Genomic DNA, 23,747 nt, shown 5'->3' with positions numbered 1-23,747 from the left:
TGCCCCTGCGGTGTGCGGCTGGAACCGTCGGCGGCGATCATCTGCCCCTGCGGTGTGCGGCTGGAACCGTCGGCGGCGATCATCTGCCCCTGCGGTGTGCGGCTGGCGCCGTCGGCGGCGATCAGGCCGTCGCTGCCCGGTTTGGCCACCGGGGCCAGTTGGAAGCAGGTGCTGCTGCCACAGCTGTTCTGTTCGACAGCGGCGTTGGCGTGGGCCGCGACGCCGGCGAGGGAGAAGGCAACAGCGGTCAGATAGCGCGATACGTTGTTCATGGCGATGTTCCTTTTATAGAGGTGGGTAATCAGTTGTCTTCGTTGCAGCCGTCGGCGAATTTGCGGTAGTCGAGCACCTGGGTCTTGCCGGCCGAGTCGAGGTAGGTCAGGCGGGCGTCGACGATGCCGCAGGTCATCGAGTTGTCCTGCTTCAGCGACACCACTTTCTGGATGTCCAGGTGACTGCCGTAGGAGTAGGTTTGCGGGGTGACATCGGCTTCGGCGCGGGCCGACAGGGTGCAGATGTTCAAAGCGGCAAACAGGCAGGCGGCAGCGATCGATTTGGTCTTGGTGTTCATGGCGTTTTCCTCGGGGCTTCAATGGTTGAAACGTTGATTTGGCCGAGGCGTTCTGTGTGTGCCTCGATGGAGCTCATTTAAAGCTCGCGAGGTATCGCGCATGTGTCGGCAAATGCCGTGTATAAATCGCTACGTATCCGCGCGCGCCCGGGATACACAGCGATACAAAACCCTGTAAAAATCCGCTTTTTGCGTCGGCGTGTATCCGTCACAGCGCTGGATACACTGCAATACAAAGGCAGGCAGGCGGCCTCGCGCAGGCTCGATAGACTGCCCGGCAATCCCCTTTGATTGAGGTTTGGCCCCATGGAACATGTCGATCACATCCTGATCGTCGACGACGACCGCGAGATTCGCGAACTGGTCGGCAATTACCTGAAGAAGAACGGCCTGCGCACCACGGTAGTTGCCGATGGCCGGCAGATGCGCAGTTTTCTGGAAGCCAACACCGTCGACCTGATCGTGCTCGACATCATGATGCCCGGCGACGATGGCCTGCTGCTGTGCCGCGAACTGCGCTCGGGCAAACACCGGGCCACGCCGATCCTGATGCTCACCGCGCGCAACGATGAAACCGACCGCATCCTCGGTCTGGAAATGGGCGCCGACGACTACCTGACCAAACCGTTCGCCGCCCGCGAATTGCTGGCGCGGATCAACGCCGTGCTGCGGCGCACACGGATGCTGCCGCCGAATCTGGTGGTCACCGAAAGCGGCCGGCTGCTGGCGTTCGGTCGCTGGCAGCTCGACACGTCGGCCCGGCATCTGCTGGACAAGGACGGCACCATGGTCGCGCTGAGTGGCGCGGAATACCGTTTGCTGCGGGTGTTCCTCGACCATCCGCAACGTGTGTTGAGCCGCGATCAATTGCTCAACCTGACCCAGGGCCGCGATGCCGATCTGTTCGACCGTTCCATCGATCTGCTGGTCAGCCGTCTGCGCCAGCGCCTGCTGGATGACGCCCGCGAACCGGCCTATATCAAGACCGTGCGCAGCGAAGGTTATGTGTTCTCGCTGCCGGTCGAAGTCCTCGGAGCCCCCGCATGAATGTCGCCCTGCGCTGGCCGCGCACCCTCGCCTCACGGTTGTCGCTGATTTTCCTGATCGGCCTGATCCTCGCTCAGGCGCTGTCGTTCGGTGCGCAATATTACGAGCGCTACGAAAGCGCGAAAAACACCATGCTCGGCAACCTCGAAACCGACGTCTCGACCTCGATTGCCATCCTCGACCGCCTGCCCGCCGAAGAGCGCCCGATGTGGCTCAAGCGCCTGGCGCGCAACAATTACGGTTACCTGCTGAGCGAAGGCGAACCGGGTACGCCGATCGGTCCGGGTGAAGTGCCGATTGCGGTGACCTCGATCACCGATGCGATCGGCGAAGCGTACCCGCTGACTTTCACCGACATTCCCGGCCCGAAAAAACACTTTCAGGGCCACCTGCGCCTGAGCGACGGCAGCCCGGTGACCATCGATGTGCGTCCGTCGATGGTGCCGCTGTCGCCATGGCTGCCGGTGGTGTTGCTCGGGCAACTGGCGCTGATGCTCGCCTGCACCTGGCTGGCGGTGCGCATCGCCATCCGCCCCCTCACCCGCCTCGCCAACGCGGTGGAAACCCTCGACCCCAACGCCCACCCGATCAACCTCGACGAAAAAGGCCCGAACGAAGTGGCCTACGCCGCCCGCGCCTTCAACTCGATGCAGGCGCGCATCGCCGCGTACCTGAAGGAGCGCATGCAACTGCTGGCAGCGATCTCCCACGACCTGCAAACCCCGATCACCCGCATGAAACTGCGGGCAGAGTTCATGGACGATTCGGCCGAGAAAGACAAACTGTGGAACGACCTCGGCGAAATGGAACATCTGGTGCGCGAGGGCGTGGCCTATGCCCGCAGCATCCACGGCTCGACCGAAGAAAGCCGGCGCACCAACCTGGATTCGTTCCTCGACAGTCTGGTGTTCGACTATCAGGACATGGGCAAGGAAGTGCAGTTGAGTGGCAAGAGTGAAGCGGTCATCGACACCCGCCCCCACGCGTTGCGCCGGGTGCTGGTCAACCTGACCGACAACGCGCTGAAGTTCGCCGGGGCTGCCGAGTTGCTGATTCAACGGGACAAGAACGGCCTTTCGATCAAGGTCATGGATCGCGGCCCGGGCATCGCCGAAGAAGAACTGGCCCAGGTGATGGAGCCGTTCTACCGCGTGGAAAACTCGCGCAACCGCAGCACCGGCGGCACCGGGCTGGGCCTGGCGATTGCCCAGCAACTGGCGATGGCGTTGGGCGGTTCGCTGACCCTGAGCAATCGCGACGGTGGCGGGTTGTGTGCGGAGCTGAAATTGCCGCTACAGGCCTGAACCAACAAAAAGCCCTGTGAGAGCCAATGCTCTCACAGGGCTTTTTGTTGTCGGTGAGATCAGTTGATGCCGATCACTCCGTCCTCATGCAGTTGCTGCAACAACGCCAGACCGCTGTCCATGAATGACACCGTTGCCGGCAACCCCGTCTCCAATCCCAAGCCTTGCAGTTGCTCACGACCGCTCAGCAACGGGAATTCCTCGATCCGCTGCAACAACCGCCACGCCAGCGGGCTCAACTCGGAAAACTTCACACTCCAGTCCGTCGTGCGCCGTACCAACAAAAGCGTCGGCTGGGCTGGTGGCGTGGCCGGTTGATGATCCGGCCCCAGCATCTGCACCGGCCAGGTGTACGCCAACGGCCAGGCCAGTGCCGAAACCTGCAACGGCTTCTCCAGCAACTGCGCCGGATCGCTCGCGGGCAAAGGTTCGGCGTCGGACTGCTGCAACACCATTTCCACCCATTCGTAGTGCGCCAGCTCGACTAGAAACGCCGGCCACCCGCCCTCGCTAAACACCGCAGGTTCCGACGCAAGGTAACCGACAAACTCCTCGGCGATCTCGCCGAATTTCGGCGTCTGGGCGCGGTAGTCCCGCAGGAAACCGCGGATCAACGTGCGCCAGCGTTCCTGGCCGATGATCCGGATCAGCACCGGAAACGTACCGCCCAGCAGTTGCGAGACGTTGTTGAACACCAGATCGCGATAGACATTGACCCGCGCCGCGTTCATGTCGGCGGGCGGCGCTTCATGGTCTGGATCGCGCAAATAGCGGGTCAACGCCTGTTGTTGCAGCAGAAGATTATCCACGCGAGCCTCCTTCGGCTTGCAGGCGGCGGATGGTTTGCAGTTCGGCCACCAGTTCAGAAAACGCCGGGAAATTGAAATCCCGCTCCAGCAAGGTCGGCTGCGCGCCGAATCGGCCATAAGCGTCGGCCAGCAACGACCAGACCACCGGTTTGACCGAGGCGCCGTGGGTGTCGATTTTCAGCGTGTCGGACTCATCAAAGTGCCCCGCCACGTGCATCCCGACCACCCGGCCCGGCTCGATGGCAGCCAGAAATGTCTGCGGATCGAAACCTTGGTTGATCGAGTTGACGTAGACGTTGTTCACGTCCAGCAGCAGGTCGCAATCGGCCTCGCACAGCACGGCGTTGGTGAAGGTCACTTCGTCCATGTCCTGCCGGGGCGCGGCGTAGTAGGAAACGTTTTCCACCGCCAGCCGCCGGCCGAGAATGTCCTGTGCCTGGCGGATCCGTGCGGCGACGTGGTGCACCGCCTCTTCGGTGAACGGCAACGGCAGCAGGTCATAGAGGTGACCGTCATCGCTGCAATAGCTCAGGTGTTCGCTGTACAGCGGCACTTTGTGATGATCGAGAAAGGTCCGCACTTCCCGGAGGAAACCGACATCCAGCGGCGCCGAGCCACCGAGCGACAACGACAATCCGTGGCAGGACAACGGATACCGCTCGGCCAGCTCACGCAACGCGGCGCCATGGGCACCGCCGACGCCGATCCAGTTTTCCGGGGCGACTTCCAGAAAGTCGAAATCGCCGGTGCGAGCGGCTTGCAAGTCTTTCATCAGGCCGCGACGCAGGCCGAGCCCGACGCTGGCCTGCAAGGTGGGGTGGGGAATCTGCATGGGCAAGATCTCTGCTGAGGAGCCGCCGGGTGCGGCGACTGACAGCCTCAGTAAAACCGGCGGGTGTATCGCGGCTGTGTGGGCAATGCGCGGGAGGTGGCGGGTTTTGTATCGGCGGCGGGCCTGTACACAATGGGATACAGACTTGCTGCCTTCTTAGTGAGCGGCGAGTTCATCGGTTTAAACCAACTCAAAAACTGCACATACAACCCTGTTTGTCCATAGCTTACGGAAGGCACCTACAGATGCAGACGAAATGCCCTACCTTCGCACGAGAACCAGCTGATTGAATTATCATTTTTGACAGATTAATGAAGCAAAAAAAACCCGCATCAGCCGAAACTGACACGGGTTTCCCCCCACATCAACGACAGTTACTTCAGGTCGTCAAAGTGGTCTCGCAGGAACTCGTAAAAGCGAAACGCTTTCAACAATCTCCATACGAGGCTCAACGTACGCAACAAAAGCTTCATACGTTTTGGCCTCCAAGGTTGGGGGCCAAACCTCCAGCGCACTTACCGGATCACGCGTACCTTCGGAAGAACACGCCAGTACTTCCGGTGAGGCGGCCGGTTGAAATCCCTCCGAATCATCATTCCGGCACGGATGCAAAACCGTGTCAGAGGGCGTGAAACCGTTAGGCCACCAGCCAAACCCTACCGCTGCACCAGGGTGTGAGCGCGGGCATATTAACCCAGAATCGCAGGTGGTAAGTCTCAGCCCAGTGATTCTTAAATGAAAGAAGCGCGCATTTTGTAAACCGTTATTTCTGCCAGCACTACTCTCCTACATCAGGTACTGAAAACACCGTCCAGGATCTCCAATACACCCACTCGGGGTTGGAAAAAATTACGTTGCAAGGATAGGAAAAGCTCAATAACATGCCTTCCACGCCAGTGCTTCCGGTGAGACGCACTAAGCCTCAGCCGCAATCTGAGGCTTGCTAAAAAACCGCCCCGCAAGGCGGTTTTTTTTCGCCCATCATTTGCTCCAGGCGGACATGGGCCGGCGGTTTGTCTTGGCCTCTTGGCGAGATCGCCCTGAGTCGCATCGTTTGGCATAGGACAGGAACCGTCGGCGGATAATTCGGGAGCCCACGCTAAAGTGGGAGAGCGCACCATCGCGATACAAGCCCCGAAATCCACACAGCCCGCTCCCACCGGCGCCAACAGCGGCTAGACTCAATCAGTACCCAGTCGAGGGGGACGCAGGACAGCAGTGTCGCCCTGCCCGTTTCCACGACCACCGCCCGGTGGTGAATGCCTCGACCCCCAACGCCACCGGACTGTGATCCTGTCAAAGGAGCACATGAAATGGACGAGGCCAAACTCAACGAATTCATGGGCAAACTGGTCAACGACATGGGCGGCGCGGCGATGCTGGCCAATGTCATTGTCGGCGAAGAACTCGGCCTGTATCGGGCAATGGCCGACAGCCAGCCGGTCAGCCCCGAATCCCTCGCTGCAAAAACCACCTGCAACCCGCGACTGGTGCGCGAATGGCTGAGCGCCCACGCGGCGTCCGGCTACATGGAACACCACGACGGCAAATTTCGTCTGCCGGAAGAACAGGCGCTGGCCCTGGCCAAAGAAGATTCGCCGGTGTACGTGGCCGGTGGCCTCGGCGTGGTGGCGTCGTTTTTCCATGACAAGGACAAACTGGTCAAAGCCATGCGCGGCAACGGCGCCCTGCCCTGGGGCGATCACCATCCGTGCATGTTCACCGGTACCGAGCGGTTCTTTCGTCCAGGTTACAAGGGGCATTTGATCGCCGAGTGGCTGCCGGCGCTGGACGGCGTGGTGGCCAAACTTGAGGAAGGCGCCAAGGTCGCCGACATCGGCTGCGGTCACGGTGCGTCCACGGTGATCATGGCTCAGGCCTATCCCAACTCGCGGTTCGTCGGCTTCGACTATCACGCACCTTCGATCACCGTCGCCACCCAACGGGCCGAAGAAGGCGGCGTCAGCAGTCGCGCGCGGTTCTTCCAGGGCACCGCGAAAAGCTATCCCGGCGATGACTATGACCTGATCTGCTATTTCGACTGCCTGCACGACATGGGCGATCCGGTCGGCGCTGCCAAACATGCCTTTGAATCCCTGAAAGACGACGGCACTGTGCTGCTGGTCGAGCCGTTTGCCAACGACACCCTGGACGAAAACATCACGCCGGTCGGGCGCTTGTTCTATGCCGCGTCGACGTTCATCTGCACGCCAAACTCGCTGTCCCAGGAAGTGGGACTGGGGCTCGGTGCGCAGGCCGGCGAGATGCGATTGCGCAAAGTGTTCAGCGAAGCCGGCTTCAAACACTTCCGGCGCGCGACGCAGACGCCGTTCAACCTGATCCTGGAGGCACGCAAGTAACCATCGAGCAGCGGACGCCTCTGAAAAGAGGCGTCCGTCGGTGCTAACCTGCAAGGCACTTACAGCCTGCGGAGCGCTGATCATGCTCGACCGTCCCCTCCCCGACCCGCTCGACTATCTGCAACAGGTCATGGCCGACGGCGACTTCATTGTGCTGACCGGCGCCGGCATCAGCACGCCGTCGGGCATTCCGGACTACCGCGACACCGACGGCGTACGCCGTGGCCGGCAGCCGATGATGTACCAGGAATTCCTCGCCGCCCCGGAATCGCGTCGCCGCTACTGGGCCCGGGCGATGCTCGGCTGGCCGCGCGTGCGCCAGGCACGGCCGAACGCGGCCCATGAGGCGTTGGCCAGTCTGCAAAGCCACGGGCGGATCGGCGGTTTGATTACCCAGAATGTCGACACCCTGCACGATCAGGCCGGCAGTCACGATGTCGTCGAACTGCACGGCAGCCTGCACCGGGTGCTGTGTCTGGATTGCGGCCAGCGCAGCGAGCGGGATTCGATCCAGCAATTGATGGAAACGCAGAACCCGTATCTGGCCGGCGTCGATGCCATACAGGCACCGGATGGCGACACCTTACTCGACCCGGCCTTCGAAGCACGATTTCAGGTGCCGCATTGCCCGCATTGCGCAGGCGAACGGATGAAGCCGGACGTGGTGTTTTTCGGTGAGAACGTGGCGCAACCGACGGCGGCACGGGCCATGGCGCTGGCGGAAAATGCCGCCGGGATGTTGGTGGTTGGATCGTCGTTGATGGCGTATTCGGCGTTTCGCCTGTGCCGGGTGATTGCGGATCGGGGCAAGCCGCTGATCGCGATCAATCTGGGGAAGACGCGGGCGGATGAGTTGCTGGATTTGAAGATTGAGGGGTCGTGCGAACAGCTATTGCCGCTACTGGCACAAAGCCTCAATGCTCAGCCTTAAGGATGTCGAACAACGCCTGCGCCGCCGCCGACAATTCATTCCCCGGATCCGTCAGCACGCCAATCGCCCGCTCCACCACCGGCTCGTGCAAGGTCAGGCAATGCGCGCCCAACTCGCGCATCTGCCCGGCACACAACGCCGGCACCGCACTGACGCCCAGTCCGCTGGCCACCATTCGCCCGACCGTCGCCAGTTGATGGCTTTCAAATTCCACCGGCAGTTTCATCCCTCGGGCCTGCAAGTGTTCTTCCAGCATCACCCGAACCGTGGATGGTCGTTGCAGGGTGATGAACGGTTCCTGCAACAAGGTCTGCCAATCAATGTCGCTACGGGTGGCCAGCGGCGAATCCTGCGGCACGACGGCGACGAAGCGATCCCGGTAAAGCGGCGTGAAGGTCAGCGAGGTGTTCTGCATCGGCTCGAACGCCACGCCAAGCTCAACCTGACGATCACGAACCATTTCCAGCACTTGCTCGTTGATCACGTCGTTAACCGTGACGTTGACGTTCGGATAACGCGCGCGGAAGGTCTTGAGGATCGGCGGCAGCAGGTTGCCGGCAAACGACGGCATCGCCGCCAGCGTCACCCGCCCGCGCTGCAGGCTGAAGCGCTGGCGCATTTCGTCCTCGGCGTTGTCCCAGTCGGCGATCAGGCGCCGGGCCAACGGCAGCAGCGATTCGCCCTCCGGGGTCAGCGCCACGTTGCGCGTGTTGCGGCTGAACAGGCGCCCGCCCAAACCTTCTTCCAGCGCCTTGATGGTCAGGCTCAACGCCGATTGCGACAGATGCAGGCGCTCGCAGGCCACGGCAAAGCTCAGGCTCTGGGCTACGGCGAGAAAAGCGCGTATCTGCTTGATGGTCATGGTTGTGTTACTCGACGGACTAAGCTGAACATCCGTCCGCCGACCACGGCGGACATTTAATGAGCTTTATCAATCAATCAACCTTAAAAATCAACTTAACAAATATATTCTTGAGCGAGACACTCCAGTCATTCGGCTAGCCAGCCGCCCGACAAACAATAAAAGAGGTGCATATGGCAGGTTTCGACAAGCGCGTGTATTCCTACGAGGAAGCCATGGCAGGTCTTGAAGACGGCATGACCGTGATCGCCGGCGGCTTCGGCCTGTGCGGCATTCCGGAAAACCTGATCGCCGAGATCAAGCGCAAGGGCACCCGCGACCTCACCGTCGTCTCCAACAACTGCGGCGTTGATGGCTTCGGCCTCGGCGTGCTGCTGACCGACCGCCAGATCAGCAAGGTGGTCGCCTCCTACGTCGGCGAAAACAAACTGTTCGAAGAGCAACTGCTCAAAGGCGACATCGAAGTCGTCCTGACTCCGCAAGGCACCCTCGCCGAAAAAATGCGCGCGGGCGGTGCCGGCATTCCGGCCTTCTTTACTGCCACTGGCGTCGGCACCCCGGTTGCCGAAGGCAAGGAAGTGCGTGAGTTCCACGGCCGCAAGTACCTGATGGAAGAGTCCATCACCGGTGACTTCGCCATCGTCAAAGGCTGGAAAGCCGACCACTTCGGCAACGTCATCTACCGCCACACCGCCCAGAACTTCAACCCGCTGGCCGCCACCGCCGGCAAGATCACCGTGGTCGAAGTCGAAGAAATCGTCGAACCCGGCGAGCTGGATCCGGCACACATCCACACGCCCGGCATCTACGTCGACCGGGTCATTTGCGGCACGTTCGAAAAACGCATCGAACAACGCACCATCCGCAAATAATCCAGGCTGACGGAGAACAAGAACATGGCACTTACCCGCGAACAAATGGCTCAACGCGTCGCCCGCGAAATGCAGGACGGCTACTACGTGAACCTCGGCATCGGCATTCCGACCCTGGTCGCCAACTACATCCCCGAAGGCATGGAAGTCATGCTGCAATCGGAAAACGGCCTGCTCGGCATGGGCCCTTTCCCGACTGAAGACACCATCGACGCCGACATGATCAACGCCGGCAAACAGACCGTGACCGCGCGCATCGGCGCTTCGATCTTCAGCTCTGCCGAATCCTTCGCAATGATCCGCGGCGGTCACGTCGACCTGACCGTACTCGGCGCCTTCGAAGTGGACGTACAAGGCAACATCGCCTCGTGGATGATCCCCGGCAAACTGGTCAAGGGCATGGGCGGCGCAATGGACCTGGTGGCCGGCGCCGACAACATCATCGTCATCATGACCCACGCGTCCAAGGACGGTGAGTCCAAGTTGCTGAGCCAGTGCAGCCTGCCGCTGACCGGCGCCGGTTGCATCAAGCGCGTGCTGACCGACCTCGCCTACCTGGAAATCGAAAATGGCGCTTTTGTCCTCAAGGAACGCGCACCTGGCGTCAGCGTCGAGGAAATCGTCGCCAAAACCGCTGGTAAACTGATAGTCCCGGATCACGTACCGGAAATGCAGTTCGCTGCCGAGTGAGGAATTCGAAAATGCAAGACGTCGTCATTGTTGCCGCCACGCGTACCGCGATCGGCAGTTTCCAGGGATCGCTGGCCACCGTCTCCGCCGTGGATCTGGGCGCAGCGGTCATCCGCCAGTTGCTTGAGCAGACCGGTCTGGACGGTGCTCAGGTCGATGAAGTGATCATGGGCCAGGTGCTGACCGCCGGCGCCGGCCAGAACCCGGCGCGCCAGTCGGCGATCAAGGCCGGCCTGCCCCACGCCGTACCGGCCATGACCCTGAACAAGGTTTGCGGCTCGGGCCTCAAGGCTCTGCACCTCGGTGCTCAGGCGATCCGTTGCGGCGACGCTGACGTGATCATCGCCGGCGGCCAGGAAAACATGAGCCTGGCCAACTATGTGATGCCGGGCGCACGCACCGGTCTGCGCATGGGTCACGCGCAAATCGTCGACACCATGATCAGCGATGGCCTGTGGGATGCGTTCAACGATTACCACATGGGCATCACCGCCGAGAACCTGGTCGAGAAGTACGAGATCAGCCGCGAGCAGCAGGACGCCTTCGCTGCCGCGTCGCAACAGAAAGCCGCCGCTGCCATCGAGGCCGGCCGGTTTGTCGATGAAATCACCCCGATCCTGATCCCGCAGCGCAAAGGCGATCCGGTGGCGTTCAAGGTTGACGAGCAGCCACGCGGCGACACCACCGCCGAATCCCTGGCCAAACTGCGTCCGGCCTTCAAGAAGGACGGCAGCGTCACCGCCGGCAACGCTTCTTCGCTGAACGACGGCGCCGCCGCCGTGATCCTGATGAGCGCCGAAAAAGCCAAGGCCCTGGGCCTGCCGGTACTGGCGAAAATCGCTGCCTATGCTAACGCGGGCGTCGACCCGGCGATCATGGGCATCGGCCCGGTTTCCGCTACTCGCCGCTGTCTGGACAAGGCCGGCTGGAGCATCGGCCAGCTCGACCTGATCGAAGCCAACGAAGCCTTCGCTGCGCAATCGCTGGCGGTGGCCAAGGATCTGCAATGGGATCTGGACAAGGTCAACGTCAACGGCGGCGCCATCGCCCTCGGTCACCCGATCGGTGCATCGGGCTGCCGCGTACTGGTGACCTTGCTGCACGAAATGATCAAGCGTGACGCGAAAAAGGGTCTGGCGACCCTGTGCATCGGCGGCGGTCAAGGCGTGGCCCTGGCGCTGGAACGCGCGTAAGCGCAAAGAGGTTCAACAGCGGGCGGCGGATCCACGACATCCACTACCCGTTGGCAACAAAACCCGGTACGACTGACGTCGCACCGGGTATTTTTTCGCCCGGTCGTCAGGCGAATTTCACCAGATTCAGCACCGGCAACGGTCCGCCCGGGAACTGCACCAGTCGCGCACCTACACTCAACTCGCCCAGATCGATACCGAAGAAGCCGAGCTGATCGATCAGCGCGCCGACTTCAGCCTTGGCCTGCGCATCATCCCCGGACAGGAACAACACGCGCTTGCCACCCTCCGACGCCGGATCCGCTTCCAGCAAACGCGCCAGCAGGTGGTTGAACGCCTTGACCACCCGCGCGCCCGGCACCCATTCGGCGAACACTTCGCTGGACGGCCGCCCCTGCAAGTCCACCGGTTTGAACGACGGCGCTTCAATCGAGTTGTTGGCGTCGATGGCGATCCGCCCGCCGAAGTCCGGCAGTCCGGCCAGCGCCGTCGGCAGTTTCGACCAGTTCACTGCGACCAGCACGATGTCCTGGGCAGCGGCTTCTTCACGGGTAACGGCGCGGGCGGTCGGGCCGAGTTCTGCAACCAGTTCAGCCAGGCTGTCCGGCCCGCGACTATTGGCGATGACCAACGGGATGCCCTGACGCGACAAGGCTTTGGCAAACGCTGAACCGATGGCGCCAGCGCCGATGATTCCGATAGTGCTCATGATGTTTTCCTCAAAGTGGGTAAGACTCGAATCGAATCTTGCGCTTGCCATTCCCACTTGATTAGCCGGTAATGCCTTGAATGATCTTCAAGCATCGCTATCAGGTCGATCCCATGGAAACCCTCGCCAATCTTGAATCCTTCGTCCGCAGCGCCGAGACCGGCAGCTTCTCCGCCGCCGCACGGTTGCTGGCGCTGACCCCGGCAGCGGTCAGCCGCAACGTGGCGATCCTGGAACGCAATCTCGGCGTGCGGCTGTTTCAGCGCTCGACCCGCAAGCTGTCGCTAACCGAGGCCGGTGAAGGCTTTCTGGCAAGTATCGGCGGCAATCTCGATGCCTTGCAGGCAGCGATTGCGACGGTGGCGACCGAGCGCGGCGAGCCGGCGGGCGTGCTCAAGATCAGCCTGCCGCCGACGTTCGGCATCGATCACATGCTGCCGCTGTTGCCGGAGTTTCTGGCGCGCTATCCGCTGATTCGCCCGGAATGGCACTTCGAGAATCGTCAGGTGGATTTGATCGCCGAGGGTTATGACGTGGCGATTGGCGGCGGCTTCGAACTGACGCCCGGCGTGGTCGCCCGGCCATTGTCGTCCGCCGAAGTGCTGGCGGTGGCGTCGCCGGCGTATCTGGCCGGACGTGCCCTGCCGCAACATCCGTCCGATCTCGCCGATCACCACGGCATCGTCATGCGCGGCCTGCGCACCGGGCGCCTGCGCCAATGGCAGATGCACAACGAAGCGGGCGAACAGGCCAGCGCCCTGCTCAACCCGAACATCGTGCTCAACGATCCGATGGCCATGCGCACCGCTGCGCTGCTGGGTCTGGGCGTGACGATGCTGGTGCTGCCCGATGTCAGCGCGCAGATCGAACGCGGTGAACTGGTGCGACTGCTGCCCGACTGGCAATGCGATGCCGGGGCGATATCGCTGTACTACCCGAGCCGCACCTTACTGCCGGCCAAGACCCGGGTGTTCATTGATTTTGTGGTCGAGGCGTTTGGCCGTTAGGCGGCCAGCTGCAGAATCAGCCAGGCATTCGCCCCGCTGATCACCACAAACAATCCCCACGCGAGCACCTTGGTCGGCAACCGGTTCACAAACGGCCCCATCAACTGTTTGTCGTTGGTCATGCGAATCAACGGATACAGCGCAAACGGCAATTGCAGGCTCAACACCACCTGGCTCAGCACCAGCAACTTGCCCACCGCGCCGTCGCCCATCAGCCACACGCCGATGAATGCCGGGATCAGCGCCAGCCCGCGGGTAATCAGGCGCCGCTGCCAGCAAGGGATTCGCAGGTTCAGATAGCCTTCCATGATCACTTGCCCGGCGATGGTGCCGGTGAAGGTCGAACTCTGCCCCGACGCCAGCAACGCCACGCCGAACAACACACTGGCCAGCGCGCCGCCCACCAATGGATCGAGCAAATGATAGGCGTCCTGGATATCGACCACGTCGGTGTGCCCGGACTGATGAAAGGCTGCCGCCGCGAGAATCAGGATCGCCGCGTTGACCAGCAACGCCAGCGCCAGCGAACCGATGGTGTCGATGCGCGCCAGTTTCACCGCGTCCTGCTTGCTGGCCAGATCCTTGCCGATCAGTCGCGTCTGCACGATCGAAGTGTGCAGGTACAAGTTGTGCGGCATGACGGTGGCGCCGAGGATGCCAATGGCCAGATACAACGGCGCGGCATCACTGATCGCCGACAGCGACGGTTTGAAGCCCTGGGCGACGTCCGGCCAATAGGGTTTGATCAACAGCAATTCAACGAAGAAACACGCGCCGATGGTGCCCACCAGCACCAGCATGATTGCCTCCAGCCGGCGGAAACCACGGTTTTGCAGGGCCAGCACCAGCAGCGTATCGAAAGCGGTCAGGGCGATGCCGAACGTCAGCGAACAACCGAGCAGCAGGTGAAACGCCAGCGCACAGCCGAGCACTTCCGCAAGGTCGGTGGCGATGATCGAGATTTCCGCCAGCACCCATTGCAGCCGCGCCGTCGGAGTGCTGTAGCGTTCGCGGGACAGCTGCGCCAGATCGCGCCCGGTGGCAATGCCCAGCCGCGAGCACAGGCATTGCACAACCATGCCCGCCAGACTCGCCAGCAACACCACGAACAACAGGCTGTAGCCGAAGCGCGAACCGGCCTCGATCGCGGTCGCCCAGTTGCCCGGATCCATGTAGCCGATCGACACCAGCAAACCGGGGCCGGCAAAACGCAGCACGCGTTTGAAGAACGAGGCGTTGGGATCGACCGGGACACTGCCGGCCACTTCCGGCGGACAGAACGGCGCCGTGGCGATTTTGGGCAAGCTGAATTTCACGCACACATCCAGAAACAAGTCGAAAGGCGCAGCTTAGACGTTTCAGTCGATGTGCCCAAGCGCAGATGTGCTGCGCTCAGGGTTTGGCGTTGCCGAGTAGTTGCTGGCGCAGCTCGGGACTGCGTGTGCGCGGGTCGAGCCAGATGTCGAAAAACGCCCGGGCAAACTGCGGATCATCGATTTCATGCTGCAACTGTTGGCCGACAAAGAAACGCGCGCCCTGCCCCGGCAGATAGACCCCGGTGATCCGAGTGCCGGCCTGGACGTCGACGAACGATTGCTGCATCTGGGTTTGCCACACGGCCAATTGCACCGGGCTGAGGGAGGCACCGGCCAGGCGCCTGATCTCATCGACGCTGGCCTTCACCAAGTCATCGCGGGAAATGGAGCGCCGGTAGATCAGCTCCAGGGCAAAGGGTTGCCCATCGGCCAGCGGTCGCGCCGCGCTCCACAACCGGGCGTTGTAGACGTCGAAACCGAACACGCTGAAATCACCAGTGCCGATGATCTGCGCACCGGGCACCGCGTCCTGCCAACTGGCCCAGGTGGGTGTCAGCAACAATGCCCACAAGCCGAGCCCGCAGCATCCACGTAACACCTTCGGTGTAGTGCTCATCGCGGCATCGACTCCGGTAAACCCTGATACTCAGAGCATAGTCCGCTATTGAGTTCGTCATTTTGTATACATGTTTTGCATACATATGCAGCAATCTGCGAACGACAATGCTAACGTGGCCCTCATTCACCCCACGGAGACACCTGCGTGCTGATCCTCAAACTGCTGCTGATTCCCGGTTTCCTGCTGCTGATTTCCCTCGCGGGCAAGCGTTGGGGCCCCAGCGTTGCCGGGTGGCTGTCGGGGTTGCCGGTGGTGGTCGGGCCGATTCTGTTTTTCCTCGCCATCGAACAAGGCCCGGCGTTTGCCGCGCAATCGGCGGTCGCGGCGCTGTCGGCCATGTTTGCGATGATCGCGTTTTGCGTCACTTATGCGCAGGTGGCGCAGCGGGCGAACTGGCCGTTGGCGTTGCTGGTTTCCTTATCGGTATGGGCCGTGCTGGCGTTGATTCTGTCGCTGATTCCGGCCTCGCTGCCTTTCTCGATTGCCGCCGCTGCAATTGCCCTTCTTGCCGCGCCGTACCTGTTCCCCAAGGTGCAACCGGTGGTGAGCGGCCCGGCGCCGAAGTCGGACAAACTGGTGTGGCGGATGATCGCCGGGGCCGCGTTGACGCTGGTGGTGACGATGCTGGCCAGCACCGTCGGCGAGCGCTGGAGTGGATTGCTCGCAGTATTCCCGGTTCTGGGCAGCGTGATGGCGGTGTTTTCCCAGCAGACCCGTGGCCCGGCGTTTACCGCCGCGTTGTTGCGGGCGACGGCGACGGGGATGTATTCGTTTTCGGCGTTTTGTCTGGTGCTGGCGCTGACGGTTCCAAATCTGGGTTTCGGCGGTTTCGTGGTGGCCGTGGCCGTTTCGGTGGCGATGCTGGGCGTCACCCGGCAGTTGCTGGCCAAACCCGCACCGGCACCGTCGCCGAACTGAGCCCGCCCGGACAAACCGCTCTGGAGTGCCATGCACGCTCCGTGGGATGATCGCCGCCCAAGCGCGACCATCCCTCGGAGATTCGAATGTCATTGCTTAGCAAGAAAGCCGTCGTCCTGTTGCTGGCGGCGGTGGCCGGTTTCGGCGCCATCAATGCTCAGGCAGCCAAGGCCAAAGAGAAGGTTGTCACCGAAAAGGTCTCGATGCTCGACGGCAAATTCAGTTTTGTCCTGCCCAAGGGCTTTGTCGGCGACCCGCTGCCGGCAGGTCCGACTGGCGCCAAGGGCACCATGTACAGCAACGACGCCACCAAGACGGTGGTCATCGTCGCCGAAAACCAGATTCCCGAAGGCAACAACGTCAAGGACAACGACAGCGCGTTCCTCGACGGCACCGTCTCCGATTTCATCGAAGCCCAGCGCAAGGCCCTGCCGGACTTCAACAAACTCAGCGAAAAGAGCCTGACCCAGAAAGGCAATGGCCTGGGCCTGCGCCAGGTCGACAGCACCGCCACCCAAGGCGGCGGCCAGACTCTCAACACAACGTTGCTGGCCGGCTCCGGCACGCGCATGGCGCTGGTCCAGGTGATTTCCCGGGCCAGCGACAAGAGCGGTCACGAGGCATTGGTGAAAACCATCCTCAAGGAAAAGTGATTCTCAGGGATTGAGTTGCTGCAACCAGTCGTTCAAATCCCGAAGCTCGGCCGCGCTGATGCTGTGGCCGACGCCGGGATAGGCATGAAATTGCGGTTTGTACGACAGCTTCTGCAACAAAGCATCGGCCTCGGTGCCACCGCTGTACGGCACCCGGTCATCCGCCGTGCCGTGACCGATGAAGATTTCTAGCGGCGGATGCTGTTGCTCTGACTTCAGCTCGCTCTTGAGCACCGGCAACACCCGCCCGCTCAACGCGGCAATGCCACCCACTGCCGCCGGCTGCCGCAACCCGACCTCGTAGGTCATCATCGCGCCCTGGCTGAAACCGATCAGGTACACCTTGTCCGGTTGCGCGTGATATTTCTGCGCCGCCGCAGCGATAAAGGCCCGCAGTTTCTGGCTGCTGGCTTTCAGATCATCGGTCTCGCCGTTGTAGGCACCTTCGCCTTTCTTGCGAAACCACTGGAAACGCCCTTCCCCCAACGCCATCGGTGCCTGCACCGACAGGTAGTTGTACTGCTTGGGCAGCTGAAATTTCATACCGATCAAGTCTGCTTCGTTGCTGCCATAGCCATGCAGGAAAATCACCAGCGGACGCGGTTCGGCGTCCGGGTGCACCTGGGCCAGGTAGTTGAGGGGCAGATCGTTTTGCAGCGAGATCTGAGCCTGAACGGCAGTGGACGCCAGCAGCGTCAACAGCGCAAACACCTTCAACATAAGCTTTCCTTCACACAGTGCAGGGTTCGGGGCAGAGCCTAACACTGTGATCCGGAGGATGGGGTATCAGTCGTTGATCAGCTTCCCGACTCGAATCGGCTCCCCCCCCGCCACCTTCGCCTGCCAGATGCCCGGCTGGGTGTAACGTCCGCGATCGATGGCGAACAACACGCCACTGGTGCCGGCGCGCACGGTGGTCACGCGGTCGTTCAACGGATCGACCACTTCAAACAGCGCATCACCGCGCTCGACCCACTCGCCGGCATCGCGCAGGAAACTCACCACGCCGTGGTGCGGTGCGAACAGGTATTCGGTGCCTTCGAACGGCATGCCTTCGCAGCATTCGTCCGGCGCTTTCGGCCAATCGCCGCTGATGAAGCCCTGCTCGGCCAGGAAGCCCAGGATCGCCTCACAATTGGCCTGAGCCTGATCGACGCGGGTGTCGCCCATGCTGCCCAGTTCCAAGGTGGTAGCGAGGTTGGCCGGCGGAATCGCCGCGTTCGGGAAAGCCCGGGCCAGTCGCAACCACGGCGAAGAGCAGGATTCATCAAACGAGCTGCCGCCGGAATCTTCACACAGCAGCGCCACGCCAGCCTTCAGGCGTGCGGCGAGGGATTGCCACTGCGGCCAGTGCTGCGGCAGTGCGTAAATGTGAATCGCGGCGTCGAAATCGCAATGCAGATCGAGGGTGATGTCGGCCTCGCAGGCGTGGCGCAGCAACAGACGGTGCAGTGCCTCCAGTTGCGAAGCCGGGGCCGGCAGTTGGTCGAGCACCTGACCCATGGTCTGGCGGATCAGCGCAATGTTGGCTTGGGCATCACCACCCAACTGACTCCCGATGCGCTCGGCCACCGGCGCACTGAGTTCGACGAAGGAGCGGTTGAAGTTCTTGCCGCTGCCCAGCTCGAAACGCCCCATGTGGCTGCCTTGCAGGTGCTGATCGAGGCCGATCGGGTTGGCCACCGGCACCAGTTCGATCACGCCTTGCAACTGTCCGTTGCTTTCCAGCTCGGCCAGGCGTTTTTTCAGTTCCCACGCGGTGCGCATGCCCGGCAGTTCATCGGCGTGCAGGCTGGCCTGGATGTAGACCTTGCGCGGGCCGGCGCCGTAACGGAACACGCTCAGGGAACGTTCGCTGCCCAAGTGGCTCCAGGGCAGAAGATGATCGATGCGTTGCATGGGGAACTCCGGAAATTCTGTGGTCGCTGCCGAGGCAATGACTGCATTGAAAATGTGCTGACAGGATAAATCACAGGCGAAAAAAAAGTGGCCACCGCGGAAACGGGGCCACTTTTTTCTACGGCGTATTAATGGCCGTACACGTCAAAGTCGAAGTACTTGTCCTGCACTTGCTTGTACTTGCCGTTGGCGCGGATTTCGTTGATGGCGGTGTTGAATTTCTCCGCCAGCTCGGTATCGCCTTTACGCACTGCGATACCGGCGCCGCCACCGAAGTACTTGGCGTCTTCGTAGGTCGGGCCGACGAATTCGAAGCCTTTGCCGGCGTCGGTTTTCAGGAAGCCGTCGCTCAGGTTGACCGAGTCGGCCAGCATCGCGTCGATACGACCGGAAACCATGTCCAGGTTGGCTTCCTGCTGCGAGCCGTAACGCACCAGTTCGATCCCGGCCGGAACCAGCACTTCGGTCGCGTAACGGTCGTGGGTACTGGCGCGCAGCACGCCGACTTTCTTGCCTTTGAGTTCGACCAGCGGGTCTTTCACGCCCGAGCCTGCCTTCATCACGAAGCGCGCCGGGGTGTGGTAGTACTTGATGGTGAAATCGACGTTTTTCTTGCGGTCGTCAGTGATGGTCATCGAGGACAGGATCGCGTCGATCTTCTTCACTTTCAGCGCCGGGATCAGGCCGTCGAACTCTTGCTCGACCCAGGTGCATTTGACTTTCATCTGCTCACACAGCGCATCGCCGATGTCCACGTCGAAACCGGCCAGTTTGCCGTCAGGGGTTTTCATCGAGAATGGCGGGTAACCGGCTTCGATACCGATACGGATCGGTTTGGCGTCTTCGGCCACGGCGGTCAGGGACAACATCGACAGTGCCAGGGCACCGAACATAACCAGCTTTTTCATTTATTACTCCCGTGTGCGGAGGCTTTTATTGGCAGCTTTCGATTGTCAGGTTCGGCCTTGGGCTGTGTAGCGCAAAGAAACCGAAGTGGCCGGCAGTCTATGGCGGCGCGCACGGGGCAAATTGTGTTTAAGCGACAAATACTTACAGAAAATCGGCGAGTGCCATCACGTGGGAAAAGTGTGCGCCAGAGCGGTGCAAGGGTTGTAGGACAAAGCCGACAAAAGGTGCCGCCGAAGCGGCAACCCTCCGGTTATCAGCAATCGCAAGCGATCGGCGCGGTGGCGACGCGCGGTGTCGCAACACTCAACTGAAAGCCTTCATCCAGCCAGCCGGTCACCCCGCCGATCATCTCCTTGACCGGATAACCCAACGCCGCCAGCTTCACCGCGGCCTTGTTGGCGCCATTGCAGTGGGGACCGGCGCAATAAACCACGAACAGTGTGTTTTTCGAGTAGTCCGCCAGCCCTTCAGCTGTCAGCAATCGCCCGGGAATATTGATCGCTCCCGGCACATGGCCGCGCTCGAAGGCCAGTGGCCCGCGCACGTCCACCAGCACAAAGTCGACTTCACCGGCTTCGTGGCTGCTGAAGACGTCGGAACAATCGGTTTCGAAGGTCAGACGGTTGCTGAAATGCATCAGGGCAATCGCCGAAGGGGCGGCAGGAATTTCGCGAACCAGGCTGGGCATGTTGAATCACTCCTTTGTCTGTGGGGATGAACAGACTTTATCGAGCCGCCGCTTGCCGCTACAGTGGCGCACAAGACACTCACCGGGAATTTTCCGCCAAATGCCTGATTCACCTGGATTGGTCGCGATTCTGGCCTACGACGGCCTCTGCACATTCGAGTTCGGCATCGCCGTGGAGATCTTCGGCCTGGCCCGGCCGGAGTTCGATTTCGCGTGGTACGAGCACTGCATCGCGGGGGTCGATCAAGGCCCGATGCGCGCCATGGGCGGGATTCAGGTGCTGGCCGATGGCGGTCTTGAGCTGTTGGCGGATGCACGCACCATCATCATTCCCGGCTGGCGCGACCGCAGTGCGCCGGTGCCGGAAGCCTTGCTTGAAGCGTTGCGTGACGCCCATTCACGCGGCGCCCGGTTGCTGTCGATCTGCTCAGGCGTGTTTGTTCTGGCGGCCAGCGGCCTGCTCGACGGACACGGCGCGACCACTCACTGGCGCTACACCTCGGAGCTGGCCGAGCGATTCCCGGCCATCGATGTCGACCCGGATGTGCTTTACGTTGATTCCGGCCAATTGATTACTTCGGCCGGCAGCGCGGCCGGGATCGACGCCTGCCTGCACCTGGTAGCGCGGGACTTCGGCACCCAGATCGCCAACTCGGTGGCGCGACGGCTGGTGATGTCGCCGCAGCGCACCGGCGGTCAGGCGCAATTCATTCCGACACCGGTCAGCCCAACGCCGCGCAGCGACCTGTCGCGCGTGATGCAGTGGGCCCGCGAGCGCTTGCATGAACCACTGGAGGTGCGCGATCTGGCCAGCGAAGCGGCGATGAGCGAGCGCACCTTCCTGCGCAAATTCACCGAAGCCAGCGGCCAGTCACCCAAGGCCTGGCTGCAACACGAGCGTCTGGCCAGGGCCCGGGAATTACTGGAAAGCACGCCGCAGAACACCGAGCAGATCGCCCTGCGCTGTGGCTATCGCTCGGTGGAAAGCTTTCGTGTGGCGTTTCGCAGCGTGGTCGGGGTGCCGCCGTCGGTGTATCGCGAGCGCTTTGGTCGTGAGATCAAGGCTTGCGCAACAGATAAGTGTCCATGATCCAGCCATGCTCGGCTCGGGCAGCCTTGCGCACCCGTTCGATCTCATCGGCAACTTCGCCGAGCTTGCCATTGATGAGGATTTCATCCGGCGTGCCAAGGTAGGCGCCCCAATAAATCTCGGTCTCCTGATCCGCCACCTGGTGGTAGGAATCTTCCGCGTCGAGCATCACCACCAGACTGTCGGTGTCACTCACCTGCCCCGCCGCCAGGCGCCGGCCGGTGGTGATTTCAATCGAGCGGCCGATGGTGTTCAACGGCACCTTGTGTTGCGCCGCCAGGGCCTGAACGCTGGTGATGCCGGGAATGACTTCGAATTCAAACGCACATCGCCCCAAGGCCAGAATCGTCTGCAGGATGCGAATCGTGCTGTCGTACAACGCAGGATCGCCCCACACCAGAAAACCGCCGCACTGCCCGTCAGCCAATTCGTCATTGATCAGGCGTTCGAAGGTTTGCTGCTTCGCGCGGTTCAGATCATCGACGCTGGCGCTGTAGTCCACATCGCCGCGCTCGCGTTCCGGGCTGTGGGCTTCGGCGAAACGGTACGTACGATCGGTGATGTAGCGTTCGCAGATTTCTCGCCGCAGGTCGATCAGCTTGTCCTTGCTCTGGCCCTTGTCCATCAGGAAAAACACGTCCACCCGATTCAGCGCCTTCACCGCCTGCATCGTGATGTAGTCCGGGTTGCCGGCACCGATGCCGATCACCAGCAATCGCTTCATTGCTCCGCTCCTTCCAGGTTCATGCCGGACAAGCGTAGCCGCCAGCGCCCGGCAAACCGCAGATCGACCGTCGCCAGCGGCTCGACATCAATGCTGTGAAACGCCTCGCCCTGCACGACCTGCATCAATGCAGCACGAATCACGAACGGATGAGTGACCGCCACCACGTGTCCCGGGGTGGCTTGCAGTGAAACCAGCCACGCGGCCACTCGCTCGCGCAGTTGCGCCACCGACTCACCGCCATGGGGGGCGGCGTGCGGATCTTCGAGCCAGGCTTGCAATGCCTCGGGTTCGTTCCGCTGCAAATCCTTGATCGACTGACCTTGCCAGCGTCCCCAATCGCAATCACGCAGGGCCTGATCGATGTGCGCTTCAGAGCCAAACCACGCTGCCGTCTGGCGAGTGCGCAGTTCCGGGCCGCAAATCAGACGGGATGCCGTGTCGAAACGCGAAGCCAGCGAGCCGGACGCCAGCGCCGTTTCTTCAACAGGTTCGCTCGTAGGAAAATGCGCCAATTTTTGTGCGACTGTTCTGGCATGGCAGATCAATGTCAAACGGGTGGTCTGCACGGGAAGTCACTCGAATGGGAGACAGGACGGTCATCGGCGTAATCGCGGATAGAGCGGCAATTGTGCCGTAAACCGGGAGGTTCCGGGCAAGTCGATTGAGCGACTTGAGCCAGTCATGACGGCAATGTCTGACACCGCTATGGGCAATGGACTACAAGACCGATCGACATCCGTGTAACCCTTGCGTTACGGGCATCCCGCCCCATTTTGGGGCTCGGTTTAAACGCGGAAAAATTCGCTAGACATGTAGCGTCAGTTACATAAATACTGTTTTAACGGATTATGAAGCGAATTCAACACCCCATCCAGCAGGAGCCCGGATGCCCCCTTTAAGAGACCTGATCACCGACCCCGGCCTTGACCTGACGCCGTCGGAGCGCAAAGTCGTTCGCGCCTTGCTCGATCAGTATCCACGCAACGGGCTTGGCCCGATGGCGCGCCTGGCCGAACATGCCGGCGTCAGCGATCCGACCATCGTGCGGCTGGTGAAAAAGCTCGGCTTCGGTGGTTACGCCGAATTCCAGGACGCCCTGCTCAGCGACATGGACCATCGCCTGCGCTCGCCTCGCACGCTGTTGCAGCCACGCTCGCATCAGAATAAAGACGATGCCTGGAGTCATTATCTGGCTCACAGCCACAACCTGCTGGCCGAAACCCAGGCCCTGACCCAACCGGAAGACGTGCGAATTCTGGCCGACTGGCTGCTCGACACCCGGCATCAGGTGTACTGCTTCGGCGGGCGCTTCAGCAGTCTGATGGCGACTTACCTGCTCAATCATTTGCGCTTGCTGCGCCCCGGTTGCTTTGCACTGGAAGACAACGCGCAGTTGCCGGACCGCCTGTTCGACCTGCAACGTCAGGATGTGGTGCTGGTGTTCGACTATCGCCGCTACCAGACCCAGGCCCTGCGCGTGGCGAGCGCGGCGAAGAACAACAACGCCCGCGTCGTGCTGTTCACCGACATCTATGCCTCGCCGCTGCGCGAACTGGCCGACATGATCATCAGCGCTCCGGTGGAGTCGGCCTCGCCGTTCGACACCATGGTCCCGGCGCTGGCCCAGGTCGAGGCATTGATTGCCTGCCTGACCCTGCGTTGCCCGGACCTGGCCGATCGCCTGGAAGGCATCGATGCCCTGCGCAACGACTTCGACACCCATTTGCTGGAGGATAAATAA

26 protein-coding genes are annotated in these 23,747 nt (G+C 61.6%); 12 read left to right on the top strand and 14 right to left on the bottom strand.

The annotated features are described in order from the left end of the window. Nucleotides 1-272: hypothetical protein (locus tag PMI24_RS17820; RefSeq protein ID WP_007956291.1), on the bottom strand; the 272-nt coding region annotated here is incomplete at its 3' end. 29 nt (nucleotides 273-301) lie between these two features. Next, nucleotides 302-571 carry a DUF2790 domain-containing protein gene (locus tag PMI24_RS17815; RefSeq protein WP_007956290.1) on the bottom strand — a complete coding sequence of 90 codons (270 nt, stop codon included), beginning with the start codon at nucleotides 569-571 and terminating at the stop codon, nucleotides 302-304. Between the two features lie 306 nt (nucleotides 572-877). Between PMI24_RS17815 and PMI24_RS17810 the strand changes: the two genes are divergently transcribed. Continuing rightward, on the top strand, nucleotides 878-1,618 hold the full coding sequence (locus PMI24_RS17810; RefSeq protein WP_007956289.1) for a response regulator: 741 nt from the start codon (nucleotides 878-880) through the stop codon (nucleotides 1,616-1,618). Then, entirely contained in the window at nucleotides 1,615-2,922 is a 1,308-nt protein-coding gene (locus tag PMI24_RS17805) for an ATP-binding protein (RefSeq protein WP_007956286.1), read from the top strand. The genes PMI24_RS17810 and PMI24_RS17805 overlap by 4 nt, the downstream gene beginning before the upstream one ends. A gap of 59 nt (nucleotides 2,923-2,981) precedes the next feature. Here PMI24_RS17805 and PMI24_RS17800 read toward each other — a convergent pair whose 3' ends face one another. Both PMI24_RS17800 and PMI24_RS17795 read right to left on the bottom strand, forming a co-directional pair. Beyond that, on the bottom strand, nucleotides 2,982-3,731 hold the full coding sequence (locus PMI24_RS17800; RefSeq protein WP_007956284.1) for an HvfC family RiPP maturation protein: 750 nt from the start codon (nucleotides 3,729-3,731) through the stop codon (nucleotides 2,982-2,984). Next, nucleotides 3,724-4,563 carry an HvfB family MNIO-type RiPP peptide maturase gene (locus PMI24_RS17795; RefSeq protein ID WP_007956282.1) on the bottom strand — a complete coding sequence of 280 codons (840 nt, stop codon included), beginning with the start codon at nucleotides 4,561-4,563 and terminating at the stop codon, nucleotides 3,724-3,726. The genes PMI24_RS17800 and PMI24_RS17795 overlap by 8 nt, the downstream gene beginning before the upstream one ends. A gap of 1,313 nt (nucleotides 4,564-5,876) precedes the next feature. Here PMI24_RS17795 and PMI24_RS17790 point away from each other — a divergent pair. Further along, a complete protein-coding gene (locus PMI24_RS17790) occupies nucleotides 5,877-6,923 on the top strand; it encodes a class I SAM-dependent methyltransferase (protein WP_007956279.1) in 1,047 nt (348 codons plus the stop codon). A gap of 82 nt (nucleotides 6,924-7,005) precedes the next feature. Next, entirely contained in the window at nucleotides 7,006-7,854 is an 849-nt protein-coding gene (locus PMI24_RS17785; RefSeq protein WP_007956277.1) for an NAD-dependent protein deacetylase, read from the top strand. Here the strand turns inward: PMI24_RS17785 and PMI24_RS17780 are convergent. Continuing rightward, the gene (locus PMI24_RS17780) at nucleotides 7,838-8,716 is read right to left on the bottom strand and encodes a LysR family transcriptional regulator (protein WP_007956275.1); all 879 of its coding nucleotides are present in this window, start codon (nucleotides 8,714-8,716) and stop codon (nucleotides 7,838-7,840) included. The two genes, PMI24_RS17785 and PMI24_RS17780, sit on opposite strands and share 17 nt — an antisense overlap. A gap of 173 nt (nucleotides 8,717-8,889) precedes the next feature. Here PMI24_RS17780 and PMI24_RS17775 point away from each other — a divergent pair, with 173 nt between their 5' ends. The 3 genes from PMI24_RS17775 to PMI24_RS17765 are packed head-to-tail and all read left to right on the top strand — an operon-like array spanning nucleotide 8,890 to nucleotide 11,471. Beyond that, nucleotides 8,890-9,588 (top strand): CoA transferase subunit A, encoded by a 699-nt coding sequence (locus tag PMI24_RS17775; RefSeq protein ID WP_007956274.1) that lies wholly within the window; start codon nucleotides 8,890-8,892, stop codon nucleotides 9,586-9,588. Between the two features lie 24 nt (nucleotides 9,589-9,612). Next, the gene (locus tag PMI24_RS17770; RefSeq protein ID WP_007956272.1) at nucleotides 9,613-10,278 is read left to right on the top strand and encodes a CoA transferase subunit B; all 666 of its coding nucleotides are present in this window, start codon (nucleotides 9,613-9,615) and stop codon (nucleotides 10,276-10,278) included. Nucleotides 10,279-10,289: 11 nt separating this feature from the next. Next, entirely contained in the window at nucleotides 10,290-11,471 is a 1,182-nt protein-coding gene (locus PMI24_RS17765; protein WP_007956270.1) for an acetyl-CoA C-acetyltransferase, read from the top strand. Between the two features lie 106 nt (nucleotides 11,472-11,577). Here PMI24_RS17765 and PMI24_RS17760 read toward each other — a convergent pair whose 3' ends face one another. Then, a complete protein-coding gene (locus tag PMI24_RS17760; RefSeq protein ID WP_007956268.1) occupies nucleotides 11,578-12,180 on the bottom strand; it encodes an NADPH-dependent F420 reductase in 603 nt (200 codons plus the stop codon). Nucleotides 12,181-12,293: 113 nt separating this feature from the next. Here PMI24_RS17760 and PMI24_RS17755 point away from each other — a divergent pair, with 113 nt between their 5' ends. Next, a complete protein-coding gene (locus PMI24_RS17755; protein WP_007956266.1) occupies nucleotides 12,294-13,187 on the top strand; it encodes a LysR family transcriptional regulator in 894 nt (297 codons plus the stop codon). Here the strand turns inward: PMI24_RS17755 and PMI24_RS17750 are convergent. Together PMI24_RS17750 and PMI24_RS17745 are read right to left on the bottom strand one after the other, a co-directional pair. Further along, nucleotides 13,184-14,452, bottom strand: coding sequence for an Nramp family divalent metal transporter (locus PMI24_RS17750; RefSeq protein WP_431768360.1), 1,269 nt, complete (start codon nucleotides 14,450-14,452; stop codon nucleotides 13,184-13,186). The two genes, PMI24_RS17755 and PMI24_RS17750, sit on opposite strands and share 4 nt — an antisense overlap. 127 nt (nucleotides 14,453-14,579) lie before the next feature. Next, nucleotides 14,580-15,119 carry a chalcone isomerase family protein gene (locus PMI24_RS17745; protein ID WP_007956262.1) on the bottom strand — a complete coding sequence of 180 codons (540 nt, stop codon included), beginning with the start codon at nucleotides 15,117-15,119 and terminating at the stop codon, nucleotides 14,580-14,582. Between the two features lie 147 nt (nucleotides 15,120-15,266). Between PMI24_RS17745 and PMI24_RS17740 the strand changes: the two genes are divergently transcribed. Continuing rightward, on the top strand, nucleotides 15,267-16,040 hold the full coding sequence (locus tag PMI24_RS17740) for a hypothetical protein (RefSeq protein WP_007956259.1): 774 nt from the start codon (nucleotides 15,267-15,269) through the stop codon (nucleotides 16,038-16,040). A gap of 86 nt (nucleotides 16,041-16,126) precedes the next feature. Beyond that, nucleotides 16,127-16,693: a hypothetical protein gene (locus tag PMI24_RS17735; RefSeq protein ID WP_007956257.1), complete on the top strand. Its 567-nt coding sequence runs from the start codon at nucleotides 16,127-16,129 to the stop codon at nucleotides 16,691-16,693. A gap of 3 nt (nucleotides 16,694-16,696) precedes the next feature. Here the strand turns inward: PMI24_RS17735 and PMI24_RS17730 are convergent, their stop codons facing one another. The 4 genes from PMI24_RS17730 to PMI24_RS17715 all read right to left on the bottom strand — a co-directional run bounded on the left by PMI24_RS17730 (nucleotide 16,697) and on the right by PMI24_RS17715 (nucleotide 20,189). Next, on the bottom strand, nucleotides 16,697-17,413 hold the full coding sequence (locus PMI24_RS17730; protein ID WP_007956255.1) for an alpha/beta hydrolase: 717 nt from the start codon (nucleotides 17,411-17,413) through the stop codon (nucleotides 16,697-16,699). Between the two features lie 66 nt (nucleotides 17,414-17,479). After that, nucleotides 17,480-18,592: a succinylglutamate desuccinylase/aspartoacylase family protein gene (locus tag PMI24_RS17725; protein WP_007956253.1), complete on the bottom strand. Its 1,113-nt coding sequence runs from the start codon at nucleotides 18,590-18,592 to the stop codon at nucleotides 17,480-17,482. 128 nt (nucleotides 18,593-18,720) lie between these two features. Next, on the bottom strand, nucleotides 18,721-19,500 hold the full coding sequence (locus tag PMI24_RS17720) for an ABC transporter substrate-binding protein (RefSeq protein WP_007956251.1): 780 nt from the start codon (nucleotides 19,498-19,500) through the stop codon (nucleotides 18,721-18,723). Between the two features lie 254 nt (nucleotides 19,501-19,754). Then, the gene (locus tag PMI24_RS17715) at nucleotides 19,755-20,189 is read right to left on the bottom strand and encodes a rhodanese-like domain-containing protein (protein WP_007956250.1); all 435 of its coding nucleotides are present in this window, start codon (nucleotides 20,187-20,189) and stop codon (nucleotides 19,755-19,757) included. Nucleotides 20,190-20,289: 100 nt separating this feature from the next. Here PMI24_RS17715 and ftrA point away from each other — a divergent pair, with 100 nt between their 5' ends. Continuing rightward, on the top strand, nucleotides 20,290-21,279 hold the full coding sequence (gene ftrA, locus PMI24_RS17710; protein ID WP_007956249.1) for a transcriptional regulator FtrA: 990 nt from the start codon (nucleotides 20,290-20,292) through the stop codon (nucleotides 21,277-21,279). Here the strand turns inward: ftrA and cobF are convergent. Next, on the bottom strand, nucleotides 21,248-22,003 hold the full coding sequence (gene cobF, locus PMI24_RS17705) for a precorrin-6A synthase (deacetylating) (RefSeq protein WP_007956248.1): 756 nt from the start codon (nucleotides 22,001-22,003) through the stop codon (nucleotides 21,248-21,250). The two genes, ftrA and cobF, sit on opposite strands and share 32 nt — an antisense overlap. After that, nucleotides 22,000-22,572 carry a histidine phosphatase family protein gene (locus PMI24_RS17700; RefSeq protein ID WP_007956247.1) on the bottom strand — a complete coding sequence of 191 codons (573 nt, stop codon included), beginning with the start codon at nucleotides 22,570-22,572 and terminating at the stop codon, nucleotides 22,000-22,002. The genes cobF and PMI24_RS17700 overlap by 4 nt, the downstream gene beginning before the upstream one ends. A gap of 320 nt (nucleotides 22,573-22,892) precedes the next feature. Between PMI24_RS17700 and PMI24_RS17695 the strand changes: the two genes are divergently transcribed. Further along, complete coding sequence (locus PMI24_RS17695) at nucleotides 22,893-23,747, top strand: MurR/RpiR family transcriptional regulator (RefSeq protein ID WP_007956246.1); 855 nt, start codon at nucleotides 22,893-22,895, stop codon at nucleotides 23,745-23,747.

The sequence above is a fragment of the Pseudomonas sp. GM25 genome (genome assembly GCF_000282255.1).
Lineage (GTDB): Bacteria > Pseudomonadota > Gammaproteobacteria > Pseudomonadales > Pseudomonadaceae > Aquipseudomonas > Aquipseudomonas aphyarum.
This window is presented reverse-complemented; position numbering and strand designations above follow the sequence as displayed.

Excerpts from the sequence above, each read along its gene's own strand:
- PMI24_RS17815 (WP_007956290.1), bottom strand. The coding sequence starts at position 571 with ATGAACACCAAGACCAAATCGATCGCTGCCGCCTGCCTGTTTGCCGCT.
- PMI24_RS17810 (WP_007956289.1), top strand. The coding sequence starts at position 878 with ATGGAACATGTCGATCACATCCTGATCGTCGACGACGACCGCGAGATT.
- PMI24_RS17805 (WP_007956286.1), top strand. The coding sequence starts at position 1,615 with ATGAATGTCGCCCTGCGCTGGCCGCGCACCCTCGCCTCACGGTTGTCG.
- PMI24_RS17795 (WP_007956282.1), bottom strand. The coding sequence starts at position 4,563 with ATGCAGATTCCCCACCCCACCTTGCAGGCCAGCGTCGGGCTCGGCCTG.
- PMI24_RS17790 (WP_007956279.1), top strand. The coding sequence starts at position 5,877 with ATGGACGAGGCCAAACTCAACGAATTCATGGGCAAACTGGTCAACGAC.
- PMI24_RS17785 (WP_007956277.1), top strand. The coding sequence starts at position 7,006 with ATGCTCGACCGTCCCCTCCCCGACCCGCTCGACTATCTGCAACAGGTC.
- PMI24_RS17780 (WP_007956275.1), bottom strand. The coding sequence starts at position 8,716 with ATGACCATCAAGCAGATACGCGCTTTTCTCGCCGTAGCCCAGAGCCTG.
- PMI24_RS17775 (WP_007956274.1), top strand. The coding sequence starts at position 8,890 with ATGGCAGGTTTCGACAAGCGCGTGTATTCCTACGAGGAAGCCATGGCA.
- PMI24_RS17770 (WP_007956272.1), top strand. The coding sequence starts at position 9,613 with ATGGCACTTACCCGCGAACAAATGGCTCAACGCGTCGCCCGCGAAATG.
- PMI24_RS17765 (WP_007956270.1), top strand. The coding sequence starts at position 10,290 with ATGCAAGACGTCGTCATTGTTGCCGCCACGCGTACCGCGATCGGCAGT.
- PMI24_RS17760 (WP_007956268.1), bottom strand. The coding sequence starts at position 12,180 with ATGAGCACTATCGGAATCATCGGCGCTGGCGCCATCGGTTCAGCGTTT.
- PMI24_RS17755 (WP_007956266.1), top strand. The coding sequence starts at position 12,294 with ATGGAAACCCTCGCCAATCTTGAATCCTTCGTCCGCAGCGCCGAGACC.
- PMI24_RS17745 (WP_007956262.1), bottom strand. The coding sequence starts at position 15,119 with ATGAGCACTACACCGAAGGTGTTACGTGGATGCTGCGGGCTCGGCTTG.
- PMI24_RS17735 (WP_007956257.1), top strand. The coding sequence starts at position 16,127 with ATGTCATTGCTTAGCAAGAAAGCCGTCGTCCTGTTGCTGGCGGCGGTG.
- PMI24_RS17730 (WP_007956255.1), bottom strand. The coding sequence starts at position 17,413 with ATGTTGAAGGTGTTTGCGCTGTTGACGCTGCTGGCGTCCACTGCCGTT.
- PMI24_RS17725 (WP_007956253.1), bottom strand. The coding sequence starts at position 18,592 with ATGCAACGCATCGATCATCTTCTGCCCTGGAGCCACTTGGGCAGCGAA.
- PMI24_RS17720 (WP_007956251.1), bottom strand. The coding sequence starts at position 19,500 with ATGAAAAAGCTGGTTATGTTCGGTGCCCTGGCACTGTCGATGTTGTCC.
- PMI24_RS17715 (WP_007956250.1), bottom strand. The coding sequence starts at position 20,189 with ATGCCCAGCCTGGTTCGCGAAATTCCTGCCGCCCCTTCGGCGATTGCC.
- ftrA (WP_007956249.1), top strand. The coding sequence starts at position 20,290 with ATGCCTGATTCACCTGGATTGGTCGCGATTCTGGCCTACGACGGCCTC.
- cobF (WP_007956248.1), bottom strand. The coding sequence starts at position 22,003 with ATGAAGCGATTGCTGGTGATCGGCATCGGTGCCGGCAACCCGGACTAC.
- PMI24_RS17695 (WP_007956246.1), top strand. The coding sequence starts at position 22,893 with ATGCCCCCTTTAAGAGACCTGATCACCGACCCCGGCCTTGACCTGACG.